The sequence below is a fragment of the Nocardioides sp. F233 genome, from assembly GCF_057813895.1.
The window spans coordinates 102,940-119,670 of the sequence record NZ_JBVASH010000006.1 but is presented as its reverse complement, the minus strand read 5'-3'; the positions used below and the strand labels follow the sequence as shown (position 1 = coordinate 119,670).

The 16,731-nt window shown below is 73.2% G+C and carries 18 protein-coding genes; 4 read left to right on the top strand and 14 right to left on the bottom strand.

All coding sequences use genetic code 11. The annotated features are described in order from the left end of the window. Positions 1–15 precede the first annotated feature (15 nt). The 10 genes from ACZYRU_RS21430 to ACZYRU_RS21385 form a co-directional block, all read right to left on the bottom strand. A complete protein-coding gene (locus ACZYRU_RS21430) occupies positions 16–822 on the bottom strand; it encodes a DUF1295 domain-containing protein (RefSeq protein WP_488959124.1) in 807 nt (268 codons plus the stop codon). Next, positions 819–2,051: a class I SAM-dependent methyltransferase gene (locus ACZYRU_RS21425; protein ID WP_488959123.1), complete on the bottom strand. Its 1,233-nt coding sequence runs from the start codon at positions 2,049–2,051 to the stop codon at positions 819–821. The genes ACZYRU_RS21430 and ACZYRU_RS21425 overlap by 4 nt, the downstream gene beginning before the upstream one ends. Further along, a complete protein-coding gene (locus ACZYRU_RS21420) occupies positions 2,048–3,328 on the bottom strand; it encodes a class I SAM-dependent methyltransferase (RefSeq protein WP_488959122.1) in 1,281 nt (426 codons plus the stop codon). Before ACZYRU_RS21420 ends, ACZYRU_RS21425 begins: the two co-directional genes overlap by 4 nt. Further along, the gene (locus ACZYRU_RS21415) at positions 3,325–5,466 is read right to left on the bottom strand and encodes an FAD-dependent oxidoreductase (protein WP_488959121.1); all 2,142 of its coding nucleotides are present in this window, start codon (positions 5,464–5,466) and stop codon (positions 3,325–3,327) included. Before ACZYRU_RS21415 ends, ACZYRU_RS21420 begins: the two co-directional genes overlap by 4 nt. Before the next feature lie 10 nt (positions 5,467–5,476). Beyond that, positions 5,477–6,253, bottom strand: a complete 777-nt coding sequence (locus ACZYRU_RS21410; protein ID WP_488959120.1) for an anti-sigma factor — start codon at positions 6,251–6,253, stop codon at positions 5,477–5,479. Beyond that, entirely contained in the window at positions 6,250–6,858 is a 609-nt protein-coding gene (gene sigK, locus ACZYRU_RS21405; RefSeq protein ID WP_488959119.1) for an ECF RNA polymerase sigma factor SigK, read from the bottom strand. Before sigK ends, ACZYRU_RS21410 begins: the two co-directional genes overlap by 4 nt. A gap of 51 nt (positions 6,859–6,909) precedes the next feature. Further along, complete coding sequence (locus ACZYRU_RS21400; protein WP_488959118.1) at positions 6,910–7,590, bottom strand: fasciclin domain-containing protein; 681 nt, start codon at positions 7,588–7,590, stop codon at positions 6,910–6,912. A gap of 105 nt (positions 7,591–7,695) precedes the next feature. Beyond that, positions 7,696–9,189, bottom strand: coding sequence for a molybdopterin-dependent oxidoreductase (locus tag ACZYRU_RS21395; RefSeq protein ID WP_488959117.1), 1,494 nt, complete (start codon positions 9,187–9,189; stop codon positions 7,696–7,698). Between the two features lie 36 nt (positions 9,190–9,225). Continuing rightward, positions 9,226–10,185 (bottom strand): succinylglutamate desuccinylase/aspartoacylase family protein, encoded by a 960-nt coding sequence (locus tag ACZYRU_RS21390; RefSeq protein WP_488959116.1) that lies wholly within the window; start codon positions 10,183–10,185, stop codon positions 9,226–9,228. Then, complete coding sequence (locus ACZYRU_RS21385; RefSeq protein ID WP_488959115.1) at positions 10,172–10,681, bottom strand: ATP-dependent zinc protease family protein; 510 nt, start codon at positions 10,679–10,681, stop codon at positions 10,172–10,174. The genes ACZYRU_RS21390 and ACZYRU_RS21385 overlap by 14 nt, the downstream gene beginning before the upstream one ends. A gap of 23 nt (positions 10,682–10,704) precedes the next feature. Here ACZYRU_RS21385 and ACZYRU_RS21380 point away from each other — a divergent pair, with 23 nt between their 5' ends. Beyond that, positions 10,705–11,898 (top strand): RimK family alpha-L-glutamate ligase, encoded by a 1,194-nt coding sequence (locus tag ACZYRU_RS21380; RefSeq protein WP_488959114.1) that lies wholly within the window; start codon positions 10,705–10,707, stop codon positions 11,896–11,898. A gap of 23 nt (positions 11,899–11,921) precedes the next feature. On the opposite strand, the gene ACZYRU_RS21375 is transcribed toward ACZYRU_RS21380, so the two are convergent. Further along, positions 11,922–12,482 (bottom strand): ferredoxin, encoded by a 561-nt coding sequence (locus ACZYRU_RS21375; protein ID WP_488959113.1) that lies wholly within the window; start codon positions 12,480–12,482, stop codon positions 11,922–11,924. A 49-nt stretch (positions 12,483–12,531) separates the two neighbouring features. Between ACZYRU_RS21375 and ACZYRU_RS21370 the strand changes: the two genes are divergently transcribed. Beyond that, on the top strand, positions 12,532–13,293 hold the full coding sequence (locus ACZYRU_RS21370) for an enoyl-CoA hydratase-related protein (RefSeq protein ID WP_488959112.1): 762 nt from the start codon (positions 12,532–12,534) through the stop codon (positions 13,291–13,293). Positions 13,294–13,367: 74 nt separating this feature from the next. After that, positions 13,368–13,949 carry a hypothetical protein gene (locus ACZYRU_RS21365; RefSeq protein WP_488959111.1) on the top strand — a complete coding sequence of 194 codons (582 nt, stop codon included), beginning with the start codon at positions 13,368–13,370 and terminating at the stop codon, positions 13,947–13,949. A gap of 2 nt (positions 13,950–13,951) precedes the next feature. Here ACZYRU_RS21365 and ACZYRU_RS21360 read toward each other — a convergent pair whose 3' ends face one another. Both ACZYRU_RS21360 and ACZYRU_RS21355 read right to left on the bottom strand, forming a co-directional pair. Continuing rightward, positions 13,952–14,566, bottom strand: coding sequence for a hypothetical protein (locus ACZYRU_RS21360; RefSeq protein ID WP_488959110.1), 615 nt, complete (start codon positions 14,564–14,566; stop codon positions 13,952–13,954). Next, positions 14,559–15,068: a SigE family RNA polymerase sigma factor gene (locus tag ACZYRU_RS21355; RefSeq protein ID WP_488959109.1), complete on the bottom strand. Its 510-nt coding sequence runs from the start codon at positions 15,066–15,068 to the stop codon at positions 14,559–14,561. The genes ACZYRU_RS21360 and ACZYRU_RS21355 overlap by 8 nt, the downstream gene beginning before the upstream one ends. A gap of 150 nt (positions 15,069–15,218) precedes the next feature. Here ACZYRU_RS21355 and ACZYRU_RS21350 point away from each other — a divergent pair, with 150 nt between their 5' ends. After that, positions 15,219–16,109, top strand: coding sequence for a TIGR03619 family F420-dependent LLM class oxidoreductase (locus ACZYRU_RS21350; RefSeq protein WP_488959108.1), 891 nt, complete (start codon positions 15,219–15,221; stop codon positions 16,107–16,109). On the opposite strand, the gene ACZYRU_RS21345 is transcribed toward ACZYRU_RS21350, so the two are convergent. Further along, positions 16,106–16,729, bottom strand: coding sequence for a TetR/AcrR family transcriptional regulator (locus ACZYRU_RS21345; protein ID WP_488959107.1), 624 nt, complete (start codon positions 16,727–16,729; stop codon positions 16,106–16,108). The two genes, ACZYRU_RS21350 and ACZYRU_RS21345, sit on opposite strands and share 4 nt — an antisense overlap. Positions 16,730–16,731: the final 2 nt, after the last annotated feature.

Genomic DNA, 16,731 nt, shown 5'->3' with positions numbered 1-16,731 from the left:
CCAAACCCTAGGGCGTCATCCCTGACGGGGCGGCCGCGGGAGGAAGCGCGAGGTCCGGGCGGCGTACGCCGGGTAGCCGGGCCGCTGCATCATCGTCTGCTCGATCAGCCTTGCCCCCGTCGCCTCGCTGAGGAACCAGGTCATCGCGAGCGGCGCGACGACCGTGGCCAGCCCTGCGACCCACCCGGACGCGAGCCCGCCGGCGAGCCACAGGCCCCACCACACGCAGGCGTCGCCGAAGTAGTTCGGGTGCCGGGTCCACGCCCACAGCCCGGTGTCGAGGACCGCGGGGCGCTGGTCCCGCGGCCGGGCGCGGTACGACGCCAGCTGGGCGTCGCCCACCGCCTCGAAGAACAGCCCGACCGCCCAGACCACCACGCCGGCCATCACGACAGGACCCCAGCGCACGGAGAGCACGACGCCGACCGAGACGGGCAGCGCGATCACGGGGACGATCGCACCCTGCAGCGCGAACACCTTCCGCACCGCCCGGGCCATGCCGACCTCGGCGAGGGTGCCGCCGAGCAGCTTCTCGTAGCGCGGGTCCTCGCTGCGGTGCTGTGCGGCGCGACGACCGATGTGCCAGGCCAACCGGCCGCCCCAGAGCACCACGAGCGCCACCAGGACGCCGGTGCGCCATGGCGTACCGGCGTCCGCCAGGACCGCGCCGGCCCCACACACCAGCGCGGCCCCGGCGAACGCGGCCCCCCAGGCCACGTCGACGACGGCCACCCGGCCCTGGCGGCGGGCGACCAGTGCGGTCGCCGCCATCACGACCGCCGCGGCGGCCACGGAGAGTCCGATGCTGAGGACCACGCTCATGCGGGCCTCCGCAGCAGCAGCTGGTCGACGCCCATCCGCCCGTCGCGGAAGGCCATCGAGCCGCCGACGAGGTAGAGCCGCCAGACCCGGACCAGCTCCTCGCCGACCAGCGCGGTGATCGCGTCGAGGTTCTTCTCGAACCGTGCCAGCCAGCCCGCGACGGTCAGCACGTAGTGCTCGCGCAGCGCCTCCACGCCACGCAGCTCCAGTCCCGCCGCCTCCAGCAGGCCGATCGTCGCGCCGACCGGCCGCATGTGCATGTCGGGGGCGATGAAGGACTCGATGAACGGACCGCCTCCCGGGTGGTGCGCGTCCCGCGACATCTGCTGGACCAGCACCCGGCCGCCGGGCCGGACGGCGTCGTGCAGCACTCGTGCGTACGCCGGATAGTTGCGCTCCCCGACGTGCTCGCCCATCTCCAGCGACGCCACCGCGTCGTGCTCGGCACCGGGCAGCGGGACCGCGTCGCGGTAGTCGCACAGCCGGATCTCGATCCGGTCCGCCACGCCCCGGCGCCGGGCCGCGGCTTCCGCGAACCGGCGCTGCTCCGCCGAGATCGTCACGCCGACGACGTGTGCGCCGAAGTGCTCGGCCGCGTGCAGCGACAGCGAGCCCCAGCCGCAGCCGACGTCGAGCAGCCGCATCCCCGGCTCGAGGCCGAGCTTGCGGCAGACCAGGTCCAGCTTGGCCTCCTGCGCGTCGGCGAGCGGCTGGTCGGGGCCGGAGTGGTAGCCGCAGGAGTAGGCCATGGTCCGCTCGTCGAGGATCAACGAGTAGAAGTCGGCGGTGGTGTCGTAGTGGTGGCTGATCGCCCGCCGGTCGCGGTCCTTGCTGTGCAGCCGGCCGCGCAGACGTGCCTGGGTGGTGGGCGGGGCCGGTGGCCGGCCGAGCAGGTCGAGTCCCACGGCGGTGCGCAGCGCGCCGGCCAGGGCGCTGAGCGATGGGCGCCGAGGGAGGTCGCGGTCCGACGCGACCGCGAAGGCGTGGGTCAGCGCCGCATCCAGGTCGCCGGGAACGTCGAGTTCCCCGGTCACGTAGGCCTGAGCAGCGCCGAGCTCGCCCGGGTGCCAGAGCAGCCGGCGCAGCGCGTCGGGCGAGCGCAGCTCCACGACCGGCGCGTCGACCGGGCCGGCCGTCGTGCCGTCCCAGGCGACCAGCCGCACCGGCAGGTCGCCGCCGACGAACGGCCGCAGGGCCTGCTCGAGGTGGTTCGCGACCGCCGTGCTCATCGGTCCTCCTCCGGTCGGATGAGCACGAGCTGGTGCACGTCGATGTAGTCCGCCGCGAACCCGGCGCGGCAGTACTCCAGGTAGAAGTGCCACATCCGCACGAAGGTCGGGTCGAAGCCGAGATCCGCGACCCGCTCGTGCTGGGCGAGGAACGCGCGGTCCCAGCGCTGCAGGGTGGGCGCGTAGTGCCGGCCCATGGCGAGGTCGTCGGCGATCCGCAGGCGCGTGTGGGCGCGCGTCACCTCCTCGATCGCCCGGACCGAGGGGAGCGCCCCGCCGGGGAAGATGTACTTGGTGATGAAGGTGTGGGTCGACCCGGTGGCGAGCATCCGGTCGTGCGGCAGCGTGATCGCCTGCAGCGCGACCGTGCCGCCGGGGGCGAGCGCGTGGTCGAGCGTGCGGACGTACGTCGGCCAGAACTCCCGACCGACCGCCTCGATCATCTCGACGGAGACCACGGCGTCGTAGGCCCCGGCCGGCTCGTCGAGCAGGGCCCGGTAGTCGCACAGGTCGACGCTCACCCGGTCGGCGTGCCCGGCGGCCGCGATCCGTTCGCGGGCCAGCGCCTGCTGCTCGACCGACAGCGTGATCGACCGGACGGTCGCACCGCGCGCAGCGGCGCGGATCGCGAGCTCGCCCCAGCCGGTGCCGATCTCCAGTAGCCGCGTGCCCGGGCCCACGCCGGCCCGGTCGAGGAGCCGGTCGATCTTGCGCCGCTGGGCGACGGCGAAGTCCTCGGTCAGCGCGGTGTCCGGGTCCTCGAAGAGGGCGCTGGAGTAGGACAGCGTCGGGTCGAGGAAGGCGGCGAACAGCGCGTTGGACAGGTCGTAGTGGTGGGCGACGTTGGCCTGCGTGTTCTCGCGGGTGCCGCGCTGGCTGCGCGGGAGCCGGGGCGAGACGACCGCGCGCAGCCGCTGCAGGCTGCGGGGCACCAGGTCGGCCATGTCGGCGGCCAGGACGGCGAGGAAGTCACCCAGCACGCCGTCGCCGGGGACGCCGTCCTCGGCCCAGGCACCGGTCAGGTAGGCCTCGCCGAAGCCGATCAGCTTGTCGCGACCGACGCGGGCGAAGAGCTCGGCGGGACGGTGCACGACGATCGCGGGCCCGCCCAGTCCGAGCTGCTCCACTGTGCCGTCCGGCAGGTGCAGCCGCACGGTGATCCGACGGCGGGCGACGGCCGAGCGGAACAGTCGCTCCGCGATCCGGGCGGAGAGGGTGCCCTCGGGGAGCGGGGCGAGGCCGGGCCAGAGGGTGGTGGGGGCGGCGGTGAGCGTCATCGGGGCCCTCCTTCGGGGGAGCGGTGGAGCGGTCGGGGCTGGACGGGGAGACGGCGGGCCCACAGGGCGACTCCGTGCGCGCGGATGAGGGTCGCGCCGCGCAGGCCGGCGAGGGGCAGCCGGGGCGGAGCCGTCGGGGTGCCGGTCAGCGTCGCGTCGAAGCGGGCTCCGTCCCCGGTGACCAGCCGGACACCGAGCTGGAGCCGGCCGGTGGTCGGGTCGGGCGGCGGGGCGAGCACCTCGTAGCGGCCGTCGGTGCCGTGGAAGGGCGAGACGTACATCGCCTTGTCGACGACGACCCGGCTGTCGGATGTCGTGCGCTCGGGGTCGAGCAGGTAGGCGTGCCGGTCGCCGTAGGTGTTGTGCACCTCGACGACGGTGGCTGCGGGGCGGCCGCCTTCCGTGCCCGCGGCCCAGCACCAGTGGACCGTGATCGGGTTGAAGCAGTGCCCGAAGGCCCGCGGTTGCGTGGCCGTCAGGGCGCGGCCGCCCCGCAGGTCGAGGTCGTGCGCGGCCAGGAACCGGTCCAGGCCCTCGCGCACGGAGCTGGTGTCGCCGGCGAAGTGGTCGCGCCCCAGGAACCGGCCCGGCGTACCCGGGACGGTGCCGTCGGCGGCGACCCGGTCGAGGTCGACCACCGTCAGGTGGGATCGGTGGGTGAACGCATTGCGCAGGGGCTCGCGGCGCCGGTGCACGAGGGTCGTGGCGTACGTCGTCGCGGCCGAGCTCGTCGAGTAGCCGGCTGGTCGTTGTTCGTCGAGTAGCCGCCGGAGCGAGGAACGAGCGGCGGCGGCGTATCGAGACGCCTCACCGCGTCTCGATACGCCCACGACCTCGTTCCTCGGCCGTGGGCCACTCGACGGGCTCAGCAGCCGCTCGACCGCCCGCTGACCGGAGCGAGCACCGTCCTCGTGGAACCCCCAGCCGTGGTAGGCCCCAGCGAAGGTGATCCGGTCCGTGTCGATCTCCGGCAGCCGGGCCTGGGCGGCCACCGACGCCGGCGTGTAGAGCGGGTGTGCGTAGGTCCGGCGCACCAGCACGGTCGCCGGGTCGACGGCGTCCTCGCCGCCGAGCGTCACCAGGTAGTGCGTGTCGGTGGGCAGTCGCTGCAGCCGGGTCAGGTCGTAGGTGACCCGGACCTGCTCCTGCGCGACCCGCGGCCGGCGGAAGTTCCACGACGCCCAGGCGTCCCTGGCGTGCGGCAGCAGCCGGGTGTCGGTGTGCAGCAGTGCGACGTTGGTCGAGTACGGGAGGGCGTCGAGCACCTCCTTCTGCTCCCGGCTCGGCGCCGCGAGCATCCCGAGCGCCTGCTCGGGGTGGGTGGCGATCACCACGGCGTCGTACGCCTCCCGGCCGGCAGGTGTGGTCACCTCGACCCCGTCGTCGGTCTCCTCGACGGCGAGCACCGGGGTGGACGTCCGGATCCGGCCGCCCGCCGCCTCGAGCGCCGCGGCGATCGCGGCGACGTAGGTCGCCGAGCCGCCGGTCACCGTGCGCCACGGCGGCGAGCCGAACACCGCCAGCATGCCGTGGTGCTGGAGGAAGGCGAAGAGGTACGCCGCCGGGTAGTCCAGCGCCGTGTCGGGGTCGCAGGACCACACGGCCGCGACGAGCGGCTCCATGAAGTGCCGCCGGAAGTACGGCGAGAAGCCGTGCCGGTCGAGGAAGGCGGCCAGCGTGGTCAGGTCGTCGGTCCCCGACTCCAGGAGGCGCCGAGCGGCCCGGTGGAAGCGCGGGACCTCGGCCAGCATCCGCAGGTACGCCGGGTTGCGGTGGTTGCCCGCTCCCGCGGGGAACAGCCCGCGCCGCCCGAGCGCGCCGGCCCACTCCAGCCCGGTCACCTCGTCGCTGGTCGACATCGACATCTCGGAGGCCTGGGTCGGCACGCCGAGCTCGTCGAGGATCCCGGTCAGCACCGGGTAGGTGCGCCGGTTGTGCACGATGAACCCGCTGTCGATGCGCAGCGTCCGCCCGGTCGGGTCGGTCACGGTGTGGGTGTCGGCGTGCCCGCCGAGCCGGTCGTCGGCCTCGAGCAGGGTGACCTGGGTGCCGGTCGAGGCGCGCGATGCGAGGTGGGCCGCGGTGAGCCCGGCGACGCCGGAGCCCACCACGGCGATCCGCCGTGGTGTCGTGGTCATGGCTGGTCCCCTAGGAGTCCAGGGTGAAGAACGCGATGGGCTGGCTGGTGGGCTGGTCGGAACCGCCGTTGGGCTCGACCGTGATCCCCACCCCGGTGGCCCGCGAGGCGTCCCCGTCCAGCAGGACCGTCGCGTCGCGGAGGTCGGGCATCAGGCCTGCTCGCTCCATCTCGCCGGCGGGGGTCTGCAGCCACAGCTCGTAGACCTTGCCGTCCGGAGCGGGCGCCATGTCGGTCGTGCGGATGACGGCGCGGCCGACACTGCGGGACACCACGATCGTGGCGGTGGACCCGTCGGGGAACCTCTTGTCGACCGAGGTGGCGTCGTCCGCGGCGAGCACCCGCTCGGCAACGGTCGGCCCTGTCCGCGTCGAGTTGTCGTCGGTCCAGGGCCGCAGCAGGAGTCCCCCTGCCGCGGCCACCAGGACGAGGACCGCGGCCACCAGGAGAAGGTGGCCGGTCCGCCCCGGCCGGAGCGGCCGGAGCCGACGCCGTGCCGTGGCGAGCTCCACCGGCGCCCCCCCAGGCGCGGGCGTGCTCTGTGGCGGCAGCGGCCGGATCTGGGTGATCTCCGCCAGGACGCGGTCCCGGAGGGCGTCGGACGGCTCGACCGGCTCGGCGCTTCCGAGCACGGCCGCAGCCTCACGCAGCCCGTCCACCTCGTCGCGGCACTCGGCGCACTGGGCCAGGTGGGCCTCGAAGGCGGCCCGCTCATCGGGGTCGAGCGCGTCGACGGCGTACGCGCCGACCAGCGCGTGCACGTCCCAGCTGTGGTCGTGACCGGTCATCGTCCTACTCCGATCGTGTCGCGCAGCCTGATGAGGCCGTCGCGGATCCTGGTCTTCGCTGTCCCGACCGGCAGGTCGAGGAGGGCGGCCACCTCGGTGTGGGTGTAGCCGCCGAAGTACGCCAGCTCGATCGCCTCGCGCTGGACGTCGGTGAGCTGACCGAGCGCCGCGCGCACGCGATGCGCCTCGAGCGAGGCGTGCGCCGCCTCGGCGGTCGTGTCGTGCTCGACGCCCTGGTTGCGCTGCTCCCAGGTGACGTCGCGCCGGCTCGCGGCCTCGGCGCTGCGCACCCGGTCGACCGCCTTGCGGTGCGTGATGGTCATCAGCCACGCGAGCGCGCTGCCGCGGGCGGCGTCGTACCTGCTCGCCTGGCGCCACACCTCGAGGAACACCTCCTGGGTGACCTCCTCGGCCTGCGCTCGGTCGCGCACGACGCGCAGCGCGAGGCCGTGGACGCGAGCCGCCGTGGCGTCGTACAGCGTGGCGAAGGCAGCACTGTCGCCGCGGGCGGACTGACGCAGCAGTGCGCCCAGGTCGGGACCGTGACCGCCGGCCGGCGCCCCCGCGTGGGGAGCGCCGGCCGGGTCGCCGGGGACCGGATCCATGGTGGTGATCCTTCCGGTTTCAGCGGGTGTGCGGGAAGTGCCCGGAGCGGGTCACTTGACCCCGGTCAGCACCTTGTCGATGACGTAGACGGTCGCGTTGGCCGTCGGGATGTTGCCGCACAGGACCTTGGCGGTGACGGTGCCGTCGGACACGGTCATGCCGCTCTCGGCGTCGCCCTCGACGGTGAGCTTGTCGCCCGCCAGGGTCTCCTTGTCGCCCGCGACGGCGTCGGCAGCGTCGTTCTCGCCGAGGACGTGGTGCGCGAGGATCTTGTAGAGGGCGCTGTCCTGGCCCTTCTCCTTGCCCTCCGTGACCAGGCCGTTGAGCTGGTCCTCGGGGATGGCGGCGAAGGCGTCGTTGTACGGCGCGAAGACGGTGAGCGCCTCGCCCCCGTTCAGCGTGTCGGCGAGGCCGTCGATGCTGGTGACGGCCGTGACCAGGGTGCTGAGCAGCGGGTTGTTGCTCGCTGCAGTGGCGACCGGGTCCTTGACCATGCCGTCGAAGGATCCGGCGCCCGAGGTCGGGATGGCCGAGCAGCCGGGCCCGAAGGTCTGGGCGGCCGCGCCCTCGGCGGCCGGTGCGTCGCTCGTCATGCCCGAGTCGGAGCTCGACGTCGAGCCGGAGTCCTTGGCGTCGCTGTCGCCGTCGTCACCGCATGCGGCGAGCGACACCGACAGGGCGAGGACGGCGATGCCGGCGCCGGTGACCCGGCGGAACTTCTGGAGCTTCATGGTGGTGCCTTCCGTGGAGGGTGATCGGTGCCTTGTGCACGTGATTCGGAGCGGTGCCGGGATCGGATGGGTCGACCGGAGGTCGAGGAGGTTGCGCAGCAACCGTCACGAGACCCGGACGATCAGCTCGTGCAGCCCGCTCGCGCCGTTCGGGAACGGCTCGGCGCGTACGGCGGCCTGGGGCTCGCCGTTCCCGGCGACCGCGCGGACCGCGATCCGGTGCGAGCCGGGCTCGGCGGACCAGCGGTGGAACCACTGCCGCCAGTAGTCGTCGCCGCCGTCCGGCCCCAGCTGCGCGTCGACCCACGGACCGCCGTCGAGGCGGACCTGCACGCCGGCGATGCCGCCGCGCTCCTGGGCCCAGGCGACGCCCCCGACCACCACGTCGCCGGCCTTCAGCTCGGCCAGTGCCTTCGGGGTGTCGATGCGGGCGGAGATCTTGATCGGCGCGTCCGTCGCCCAGCCGCGCTCGGTCCAGTACGCCTGTTGGTCGTCGTACGTCGTCAGGGTCAGGCGGCGCAGCCACTTGGTCGCGCTGATGAACCCGTAGAGCCCGGGGATCACCAGCCGCACCGGGAAGCCGTGCTCGCGGGGCAGGGCCTTGTCGTTCATGCCGACGGCGACCAGGGCGTCGCGCCCGTCGGTCGCGAGGGCGAGCGGGGTGCTGATCGTCATCCCGGCGAAGTCCGTCGACAGGATCTGGTCGGCCTTCGTCCGGCCGATGCCGGCCAGGTCCAGCACGTCGGTGAGCCGTACGCCGAGCCAGCGGGCGCCGCCGACGTACGGGCCCCCGACGCTGTTGGACACGCAGGTCAGCGTGATGTCGCGCTCGACCATGGGCATCGCGAGCAGCTCGTCGAAGGTCAGCTTCACCGTCCGGTCCACGTCGCCGTCGATAGTGAGGGTCCAGTCGTCGGCGCCGATGACGGGCACGTCGAGGCGTGTGTCGACGCGGTAGAAGTCGGCGGTCGGCGTGCGGAACCGGGTGATGCCCGGGACCTGGTCGTCGAGGCCGCGCGGGAAGGGCGGCGCGGGATCGGTCGGCTTCGGGAGGGTGACGTCCTCGGGACGGGCACGCAGCCGCGTCACCAGTCGCCCGGCCGCACCACCCAGGACGGCGACGGCGGTCAGCGCGAGCGCCGTGCGGAGCACGGTCCGTCGCCCCTCCTCGCCGGCCCGGGTCCCGGTTCGGGCCAGGATCCCGAGCGCGGCCGGGGCGGCGAGTGCGGCGACGAGCGAGGGGAGCAGGTCGGTGACCGACGCCTCCGGGCGGGTGGCCACGGCGACCGCCGCGATCCCGACCAGCGCCACCAGCAGCCCGGCGCCGAGTGCGAACCGGCGGCGGGCCAGCACGCCGGCGACCGCGGCCAGCGCCAGCACGCCTGCCAGCACCGAGCCGACCAGGATCGTCTTGTCGGCGCTCCCGAAGTTCCGGATCGCCCATTCCTTCATCGGTGTGGGCGTCCGGTCGATGACGGCCGAGCCGACCGCCAGCACCGGCGAGGTCGCCGGGTCCGTGAGCGCAGCCGCCAGGTGGGCGAGCCCGATGCCGACGAGGGTCGCCAGGACGCCGTACCCGGCCCAGAGGAGTCTTCGCATGACAGGGGTTCGTCGCGGACCCCGGTCCGGGATGGGTCAGACGGGCGTGGCGATGTGGACGAGCGCGTCGCCGGCGTTGACGAGCGGCGCGCGGGTCAGCCCGATCACGATGCCGTCGCGGTCGGCGTGGACCAGGCGGACCCGGCGGCCGAAGGTGTCGGAGAGGCCGCCGAGGCGTTGGCCGGTCTCGACCCGGTCGCCGAGCCTGACCTCGAGGTGCAGGATGCCGGTGCCGCGGGCCCGGACCCAGGCGCTGGAGCGGGACTCGGCGGGCGCGGGGTGGTCGGCCCAGGCGGGGTCGGGCTCGATCATGTCGAGCGAGGCGAGCACGCGTCGTACGCCCGCGACGCCGACGGCGATCGGCTCGGCCTGGAAGCGCATCGCCTCGCCGGCCTCGTAGAGCAGCACCCGGGCGCCGCGGTCGCGGGCGGCCTGGCGCAGCGAGCCGTCGCGCAGCCGGGCGTGGAGCATGACCGGGGCGCCGAAGGTGTCGGCGAGCTCGCGGGTGCGCGGGTCGTCGAGGTCGGCGCGGATCTGGGGCAGGTTGCTGCGCCGGTCGGCGGCGGTGTGCAGGTCGATGCCGACGTCGCACTTGCTGACGACCTCGGTCATGAACAGGTGCGCGATCCGGCTGGCCAGCGAGCCGCGCGCGGAGCCGGGGAACGAGCGGTTGAGGTCGCGGCGGTCGGGCAGGTAGCGGTCGCCGGTCATGAACCCGAACACGTTGACGACGGGGACGGCGAGCACGGTGCCGCGCAGCGTCTTCGGCGACAGGCTCGCCACGATCTGCTGCACCACCTCGACGCCCATCACCTCGTCACCGTGGATGGCGGCGTTGACCCAGACCGTGGGCCCGGGCTCGCGACCGTGGACCACCCGCACCGGCAGGCTGATGTCACCGCCGGTCACCAGCCGGGTGATCGGGAGCTCGACCTCCTTGGCCGAGCCGGCGCGGACGCGCACGTTGCCGATGGCGAACGACTCACGCAGGGCCATCGGCTGCTGCCTCCGCTCGTCCGCGGTTCTTGCGCCGCACCTTCCGCGGCGGGCGGCCGCCGAGGTACGAGCGGCCGGAGTCGACGAGGAAGCCCTGGCGCAGCGCCTCGCGGCCGACCAGCATCCGGAAGCCCATCTCGTCGCGCCGGGTCAGCGTCACCTCGGTCGTGATGGTGCGCCCGAGCAGCTCGAGCTCGGTGAGGACCACGATGCGCTGCTGCGTGTGGCCCGTCGAGCTGCGGATCGTGCGGCGGTCGTGGACCGCGCACTCGACGTACACCGCATCCTCGGCCGAGCGCTGCCACGGGTGGATCGAGAACCGGACCCACGCGACGCCGTCGCGCTCGAACTCGTGGAGGTCGAAGGCGTGCAGCGCCGACGTGCGGGCCCCGGTGTCGAGCTTGGCCTTGACCGGCCCGACCCCCAGCGCGGGCAGGCGCACCCACTCGCGCCAACCGGCGACCACCGGAGGGCTGGTTGAATGGGCGGCGTCCACAAGCCAATCCAATCAGGTCGGGTATGAAGCTCGCGATCCTCTCCCGCGCCCCGCGGTCCTACAGCACCCAGCGTCTGCGCACCGCCGCCCTCGACCGGGGGCACCAGGTGAAGGTGCTCAACACCCTCCGCTTCTCCATCGACCTGTCGGGCGACGAGCCCGATCTGCAGTTCCGCGGCAAGCAGCTGTCCGACTACGACGCGGTGCTGCCCCGGATCGGCAACTCGATCACCTACTTCGGCACCGCCGTCGTGCGCCAGTTCGAGCAGATGGACGTCTACACGCCCAACACCGCCAACGGGATCGCCAACTCGCGCGACAAGCTGCGCGCCACCCAGATCCTCTCGCGCCACAACATCGGCATGCCCGCGACGACCTTCGTCCGCGACCGCGCCGACGTGATCCCCGCGATCGAGCGGGTCGGCGGCGCGCCGGTCGTGATCAAGCTGCTCGAGGGCACCCAGGGCATCGGTGTCATCCTCGCGCCCAGCATCAAGGTCGCCGAGGCGATCATCGAGACGCTGCAGAGCACCAAGCAGCAGGTCCTCATCCAGCGCTTCGTCAAGGAGTCGAAGGGGCGCGACGTGCGCGCCCTCGTCGTCGGCGACCGCGTCGTCGCCGCGATGCGCCGCGTCGCGCAGGGCGACGAGTTCCGCTCCAACGTGCACCGCGGCGGCAGCGTGGAGCGGGTCGAGCTGGACCCGGAGTACGAGCAGGTCGCCGTACGCGCGGCCCAGATCATGGGCCTCAAGGTCGCCGGTGTCGACATGCTCGAGGCCAAGTCCGGCCCGCTCGTCATGGAGGTCAACTCCTCCCCGGGCCTCGAGGGCATCGAGACCGCCACCAAGCTCGACGTCGCCGGCGCGATCATCGACTACATCGACAACCAGGTCGCCTTCCCGCAGATCGACGTCCGCGAGCGGCTCTCCGTCTCGACCGGGTACGGCGTCGCCGAGCTCGTCGTCCACGGCGACGCCGACCTCGTCGGCAAGTCGATCGGCGACTCGGGCCTGCGCGACCGCGACATCACCGTGCTCACCCTCCACCGCGGCACCATCGTGATCCCCAACCCCTTCCCGCACCACGTACTGGAGGCCGAGGACCGGCTGCTGTGCTTCGGCAAGCTCGAGGAGATGCGCTCGATGATCCCCGCGCGGCCCAAGCGCCGGGCCCGGGTCAAGAAGCTGCCGAAGACGCCGATCCACCACGAGGCGTGAGCCCCGCCGACGCGGGGCGTGCTTCAGGAGCCTGCGTGCCTCCGCCCGCGCTGGGGTGAGTCGAGGTGTCGCCGGAGACCGCTGAGATAGCTGCTCAGCTCTTTGCTGATGAGGTAGGCCTCGTAGCGACCGAGGCAGTCGAGGAGTTCCGGGTCTTCGCTGGTCGCGAGGATCTGGCGGACGTAGCCGACGACGACGTGCAGGTCTGCCATCCATGCTCCGACGCTGCGCCCGGTCCACCGGTCGAGGCCGTCGAAGCGGTAGCACGAGAACACCTCGTCGGCCTCGGCGCCCATGACAGCGGCCAGCTCGTCGTCGTTCGCGGGCTGGCGGAAGACGAACTCGCGGTACAGGTCGTCGTAGGCGACGTTGTCGGGGGCGTTCAGGCGTCCCGTCGCGCAGGTGTCGCTGGAAACCGTCCAGACGACGCCGGGCACGGTGAGGACGGAGCGCTCGTCCCAGTCGTCCCGCGGGTCCTCGACCTTGGCGCGCAGCGACTCTCTCGCGGCCGGGCGCGGATTGTTGAGGTGCGCGTGTCCCGCAACGGTGAGGATCTCCTCGCGGCTCGGCAGGTAGAGGCCCACGCAGCGATCATGACGGAAGGCCGATTGCGGGAGGCGGCAGGATGGCGGCATGACTGACGCACCCGCCGAGCTGGTCCACCTCGACGTCGCGGACGGCATCGCGACGATCACCCTCGACTCGCCCCACAACCGCAACGCTCTCTCGCGCCAGCTGGTCACCGAGCTGGTCGGCCACCTCGCGACGGCGGACGCGGCGGACGACGTACGCGTGGTGGTGCTGAGGTCGTCGGGCCGGGTGTTCTGCTCGGGAGCCGACCTCTCGGAGGCCTCGACGGTGCCGATGCAGGAGGGCGCGCGGGCGATCGTGGCCCTGCAGCGGCAGATCGTCGCCTCGGCCACGCCGGTTGTCACGGTCGTCGAGGGTGCCGCCCGCGCCGGCGGCATCGGCATCGTGGCCGCCTCCGACGTCGTGGTCGTCGCGGACGACGCCACCTTCGCGTTGACCGAGGTCAAGCTCGGCCTGACCCCCGCGGTCATCTCGCTCACCGTCTTCCCACGGCTCACCCCGCGCGGCCTGGCCTGGACCGCGCTCGGCGGCGAGGTCTTCTCCGGGGCCGAGGCGGCGTCGTACGGGTTGGCGACCTTCGCCGTTCCCGCTGCCGACCTGCAGGCGAGCGTCGACGACGTGGTGGGCAAGCTCGCGACCGGCGCCGCGCAGGGCCTGCGCGAGACCAAGAAGCTGCTCGCCGCCGACCTCCTCGAGCGGATCGACACCCACGGCGAGGAGCTGGTCGAGCTGAGCGCCCGCCTGTTCGGCTCCGACGAGGCCCGCGAGGCGATGACCGCGTTCCTGACCCGCAAGAAGGGCTGATCCGCGCCCGCGAAGGCGTTTGCGTCGGACCGATCCGGAGCATGGGCACGGGTGGAGGTGGAGCGGTGCGCACGATGACGAGCAGGTTCGCCGTGGGAGTGGCGGCGCTGGCGGTGGTGGCCCTGCCGGGAGGTACGCCGGCCGGCGCGGCGCCGGCAACAGCGACCGACGAGGCCTGCCTGATGCAGGCGACGACCGGGCGGGTGCAGTGCTACCCGAGCGCCGACGCGTTGCTGGAGGCGGTGACGGGCGAGCCCGCCGACGGGTTCAGCACCGCCGACCTCGCGGCACCCGCCACGGTGGCGGCCATCGAGTCCGGGCTGGCGGACTCCGGCACGAACGAGGGCTACCGGGCGCCCGGCGTCCCCCTGACGCCGGTCGTGACGGCGGTCTTCTACGACGGCATCAACGCCACCGGCGCCGCGCTGGTCATGGAAGCGCCCACCGGCTGCGACGACGACCCCGGCGTCGAGTGGGCCTGGCCGACGCTCACCCCCGAGTGGCGCAACCGGATCCGCTCGGGCGTCGGCTACGCCCGCTGCGACTTCAAGGTCTGGAACCACGCCTGGTACGCCGGCGCGGCGTACGGCTTCGTCGCGAGCTCCGGGTACTTCGGGGCGCTCGACGGGGCGGCCAACTCGGTGCGGATGCGCTAGTCCTAGGGGCGCTGTCCGCCGCCCTGCACGTCCGCCAGCTGGGCGGTCCGGAACTCCAGCACGGACGGTGTCGCGGGATCGGTACACGCCGGGAGGTCGTCGCCGAGCTGCATCTCGACAGTCGACCCGTCGGGGAAGTCGACCCGCGCGACGGGGTTCGCCTCGCCGCACCAGTTGCGCCACGTCGCGTGCACCGCGGCGTGCTGCCCGACGCCGAGCAGGACCGGCGTGAAGGTCGCGGGGACGGTGCTGCTGGTCGCCGCCGAGCCGGTGCCGACGGTGATCCGCACACCCGGGCCGAGGGTGCACGGGCGAGCCGCGGGGCCGTCGAGCACGAGCAGGAGCTCGTCGGGATTGACCCCGGTCGCGCGGATGGTCACCGTGGCGCAGGCCGGGGACACGGTCGGGTTCGGGGCGTGGTCCCGCTCGCCCCGGAGCATGACGCCCGCCACGCCGAGCCCGGCCACGACGCACGCGGCGGCCGCGACCACGGCCACCCGGCGCCGCCGGTGCCGGCGCTGGCCGGCCGCGACCCGCTCGAGCAGGTCGGGGACGTGGGGCACCGGGACGTCGCCGTCGTGGACGAAGGCCCGCAGCTGCCGCTCGAGGTCACTCATCGACCGACCTCCCCACGACGTCCTCGTCGGGAAGCTGCACGCCCATCAGCCGGCGCAGGCTCGCCATGCCGCGGCTGGCCTGGCTCTTGACCGTGCCCGGCCGGCAGGCGAGGACCTCGGCGATCTCCTTCTCGGAGCAGTCCTCGTAGTAGCGCAGCACGAGCACGGCGCGTTGCCGCGGCGGGAGCTGCTGGAGCGCGGCCCACACGTCGGACTCCCAGTCCGGCCCGGTCGCCGTGGCGGCCCGGTCCTCGGGCTCGGCGCGCAGCTGCTCGCGCCGGTCCCGCTTGCTGCGGGTCCACCACAGCCGGGTCATGGTCCGGCGGGCGTACGCGTCCTGGTGCTCGACGTCGCGGACGTGCCGCCAGCGCCGACCGAGCCGCAGGAAGGTCTCCTGGGTGAGGTCGGCGGCCGTGTGCGGGTCGCCTCCAGTCAGGAGCATGCCGTAGCGCAGGAGGCCGTGCTGCTTCGCCGCCACGAATGCGGCGAACTCGGCGTCCACGCGCCGCTCACCCCCTCCCGAGACCTCGTGTTCACGACTACCCCAAGGCCGTTCGTGGGTCCGAGGGTTGCATCAGCCGCCCGATTTGGTGAGGTACTCCGCCGTGTCGCACCCCTAGAACATGTTCTACCTGTCGCCTAGGGTGCACGCGTGGACTTCGCGATGGTGACTGCCTACCACCCGATCGACCAGCTGGTGCCGCTGGCACGCGCCGCCGAGGAGGCCGGGTTCTCCGCGTTCAGCCTCGCCGACCACGTGGTCGACCTGGAGACGCTCGCGACGCCGTACCCCTACACCCGCGACGGCGACCGGCGCTGGAAGCCCGACGTCGACTGGCCCGACCCGTGGGTGACCATCGGCGCGCTCTCGCAGGTGACGACCGAGCTGCAGTTCTTCACCTCGATCTACGTCGCGGCGATGCGCAACCCGTTCGTGGTCGCCAAGGCAGTGGGTACGGCGGCCGCCCTGTCCGGCGGCCGGGTCGCCCTGGGCGTCGGGGTCGGCTGGTGCCGCGAGGAGTTCGAGCTGCTCGAGGAGGACTTCGCGACCCGCGGGCGCCGTACCGACGAGGGACTGGACCTGATGCGCGAGCTGTGGGCGCCGGGCTGGACCGAGTTCGCCGGCGAGTTCTACAGCTGCGAGCGGCTGGTCATGCTGCCGAAGCCGCCGGGCCCGATCCCGGTCTGGGTGGGCGGGCTGTCCGACGTCGCCTTCCGTCGGGCGGCGCGCAACGACGGCTGGATCGGCGACATGGCCACCGTCGACGAGGCGATCGAGATCGTCGAGCGGCTGCAGGCGCTGCGGCGCGAGGAGGGCAAGGACCCGGACGACCCGTTCGCCGTCGTACCGGCGCTCACGGACGCCTTCGCTCCCGAGGACTTCGCCCGCGCCGCCCGAGGCGGCGTGACGATGTGCATGACGATGCCGTGGATGTACTACTACCCGCCGGACGCCACCCTGGAGCAGCGTCTCGACGGCATCGCCCGGTTCGGCGCGGAGGTCATCGCGCCGACGCGGGCCCTGCTCGCGCAGCCGGTCTAGCCCTCGAGGTAGGCGGTCAGCAGCGACACGATCACGCGGTGGGCGCGGTCGATGTCGATGTGGGTGCCGAGCAGCCGTTCGTTGCGCAGGCTGCGCAGCATCGCGGGCATCAGCTCGGACATGGCAGCCCGCCGCTCCTCGTCGAGGCCCTCGACCCCGTCGAAGAAGCGGTTGAACGCGAGGACCGAGAGCTCGTCGAGGTGCCGGATCGAGGCGGCCGTGCGCGGATGGGTCTCCGCGAGCAGCTCGAGTGGTCGCGGCAGCGCCCAACGCATGGTCTCGATCGTGACGGCGTACGGCGACCCGAGGACCGCGCTGTAGAGCTCGGCGACCTCGGCCACCCGGCCGGCGAGCGTCGTGCTCTGCGGCCTGCTCCACAGCTCCGCCCCGTGCTCGGCGACCTGGTCGGCGACCGCCGACCAGAACCCGTCGGAGTCACCGAAGAGGTTCTGCACCGAGCCCCAGCTGAGGCCGGCCTCTTTCGCCACCATGTTGATCGACACCGTCTCCGGGCGGCCGGTCCCGAGCATCTCGACCGCCGTGGACAACAGCTTCTCGCGCGCGGCCACGCCGCGGCGATTGGGTTTGCGGGACATCGTCGCCCCGGTGGTCATGCTCATCG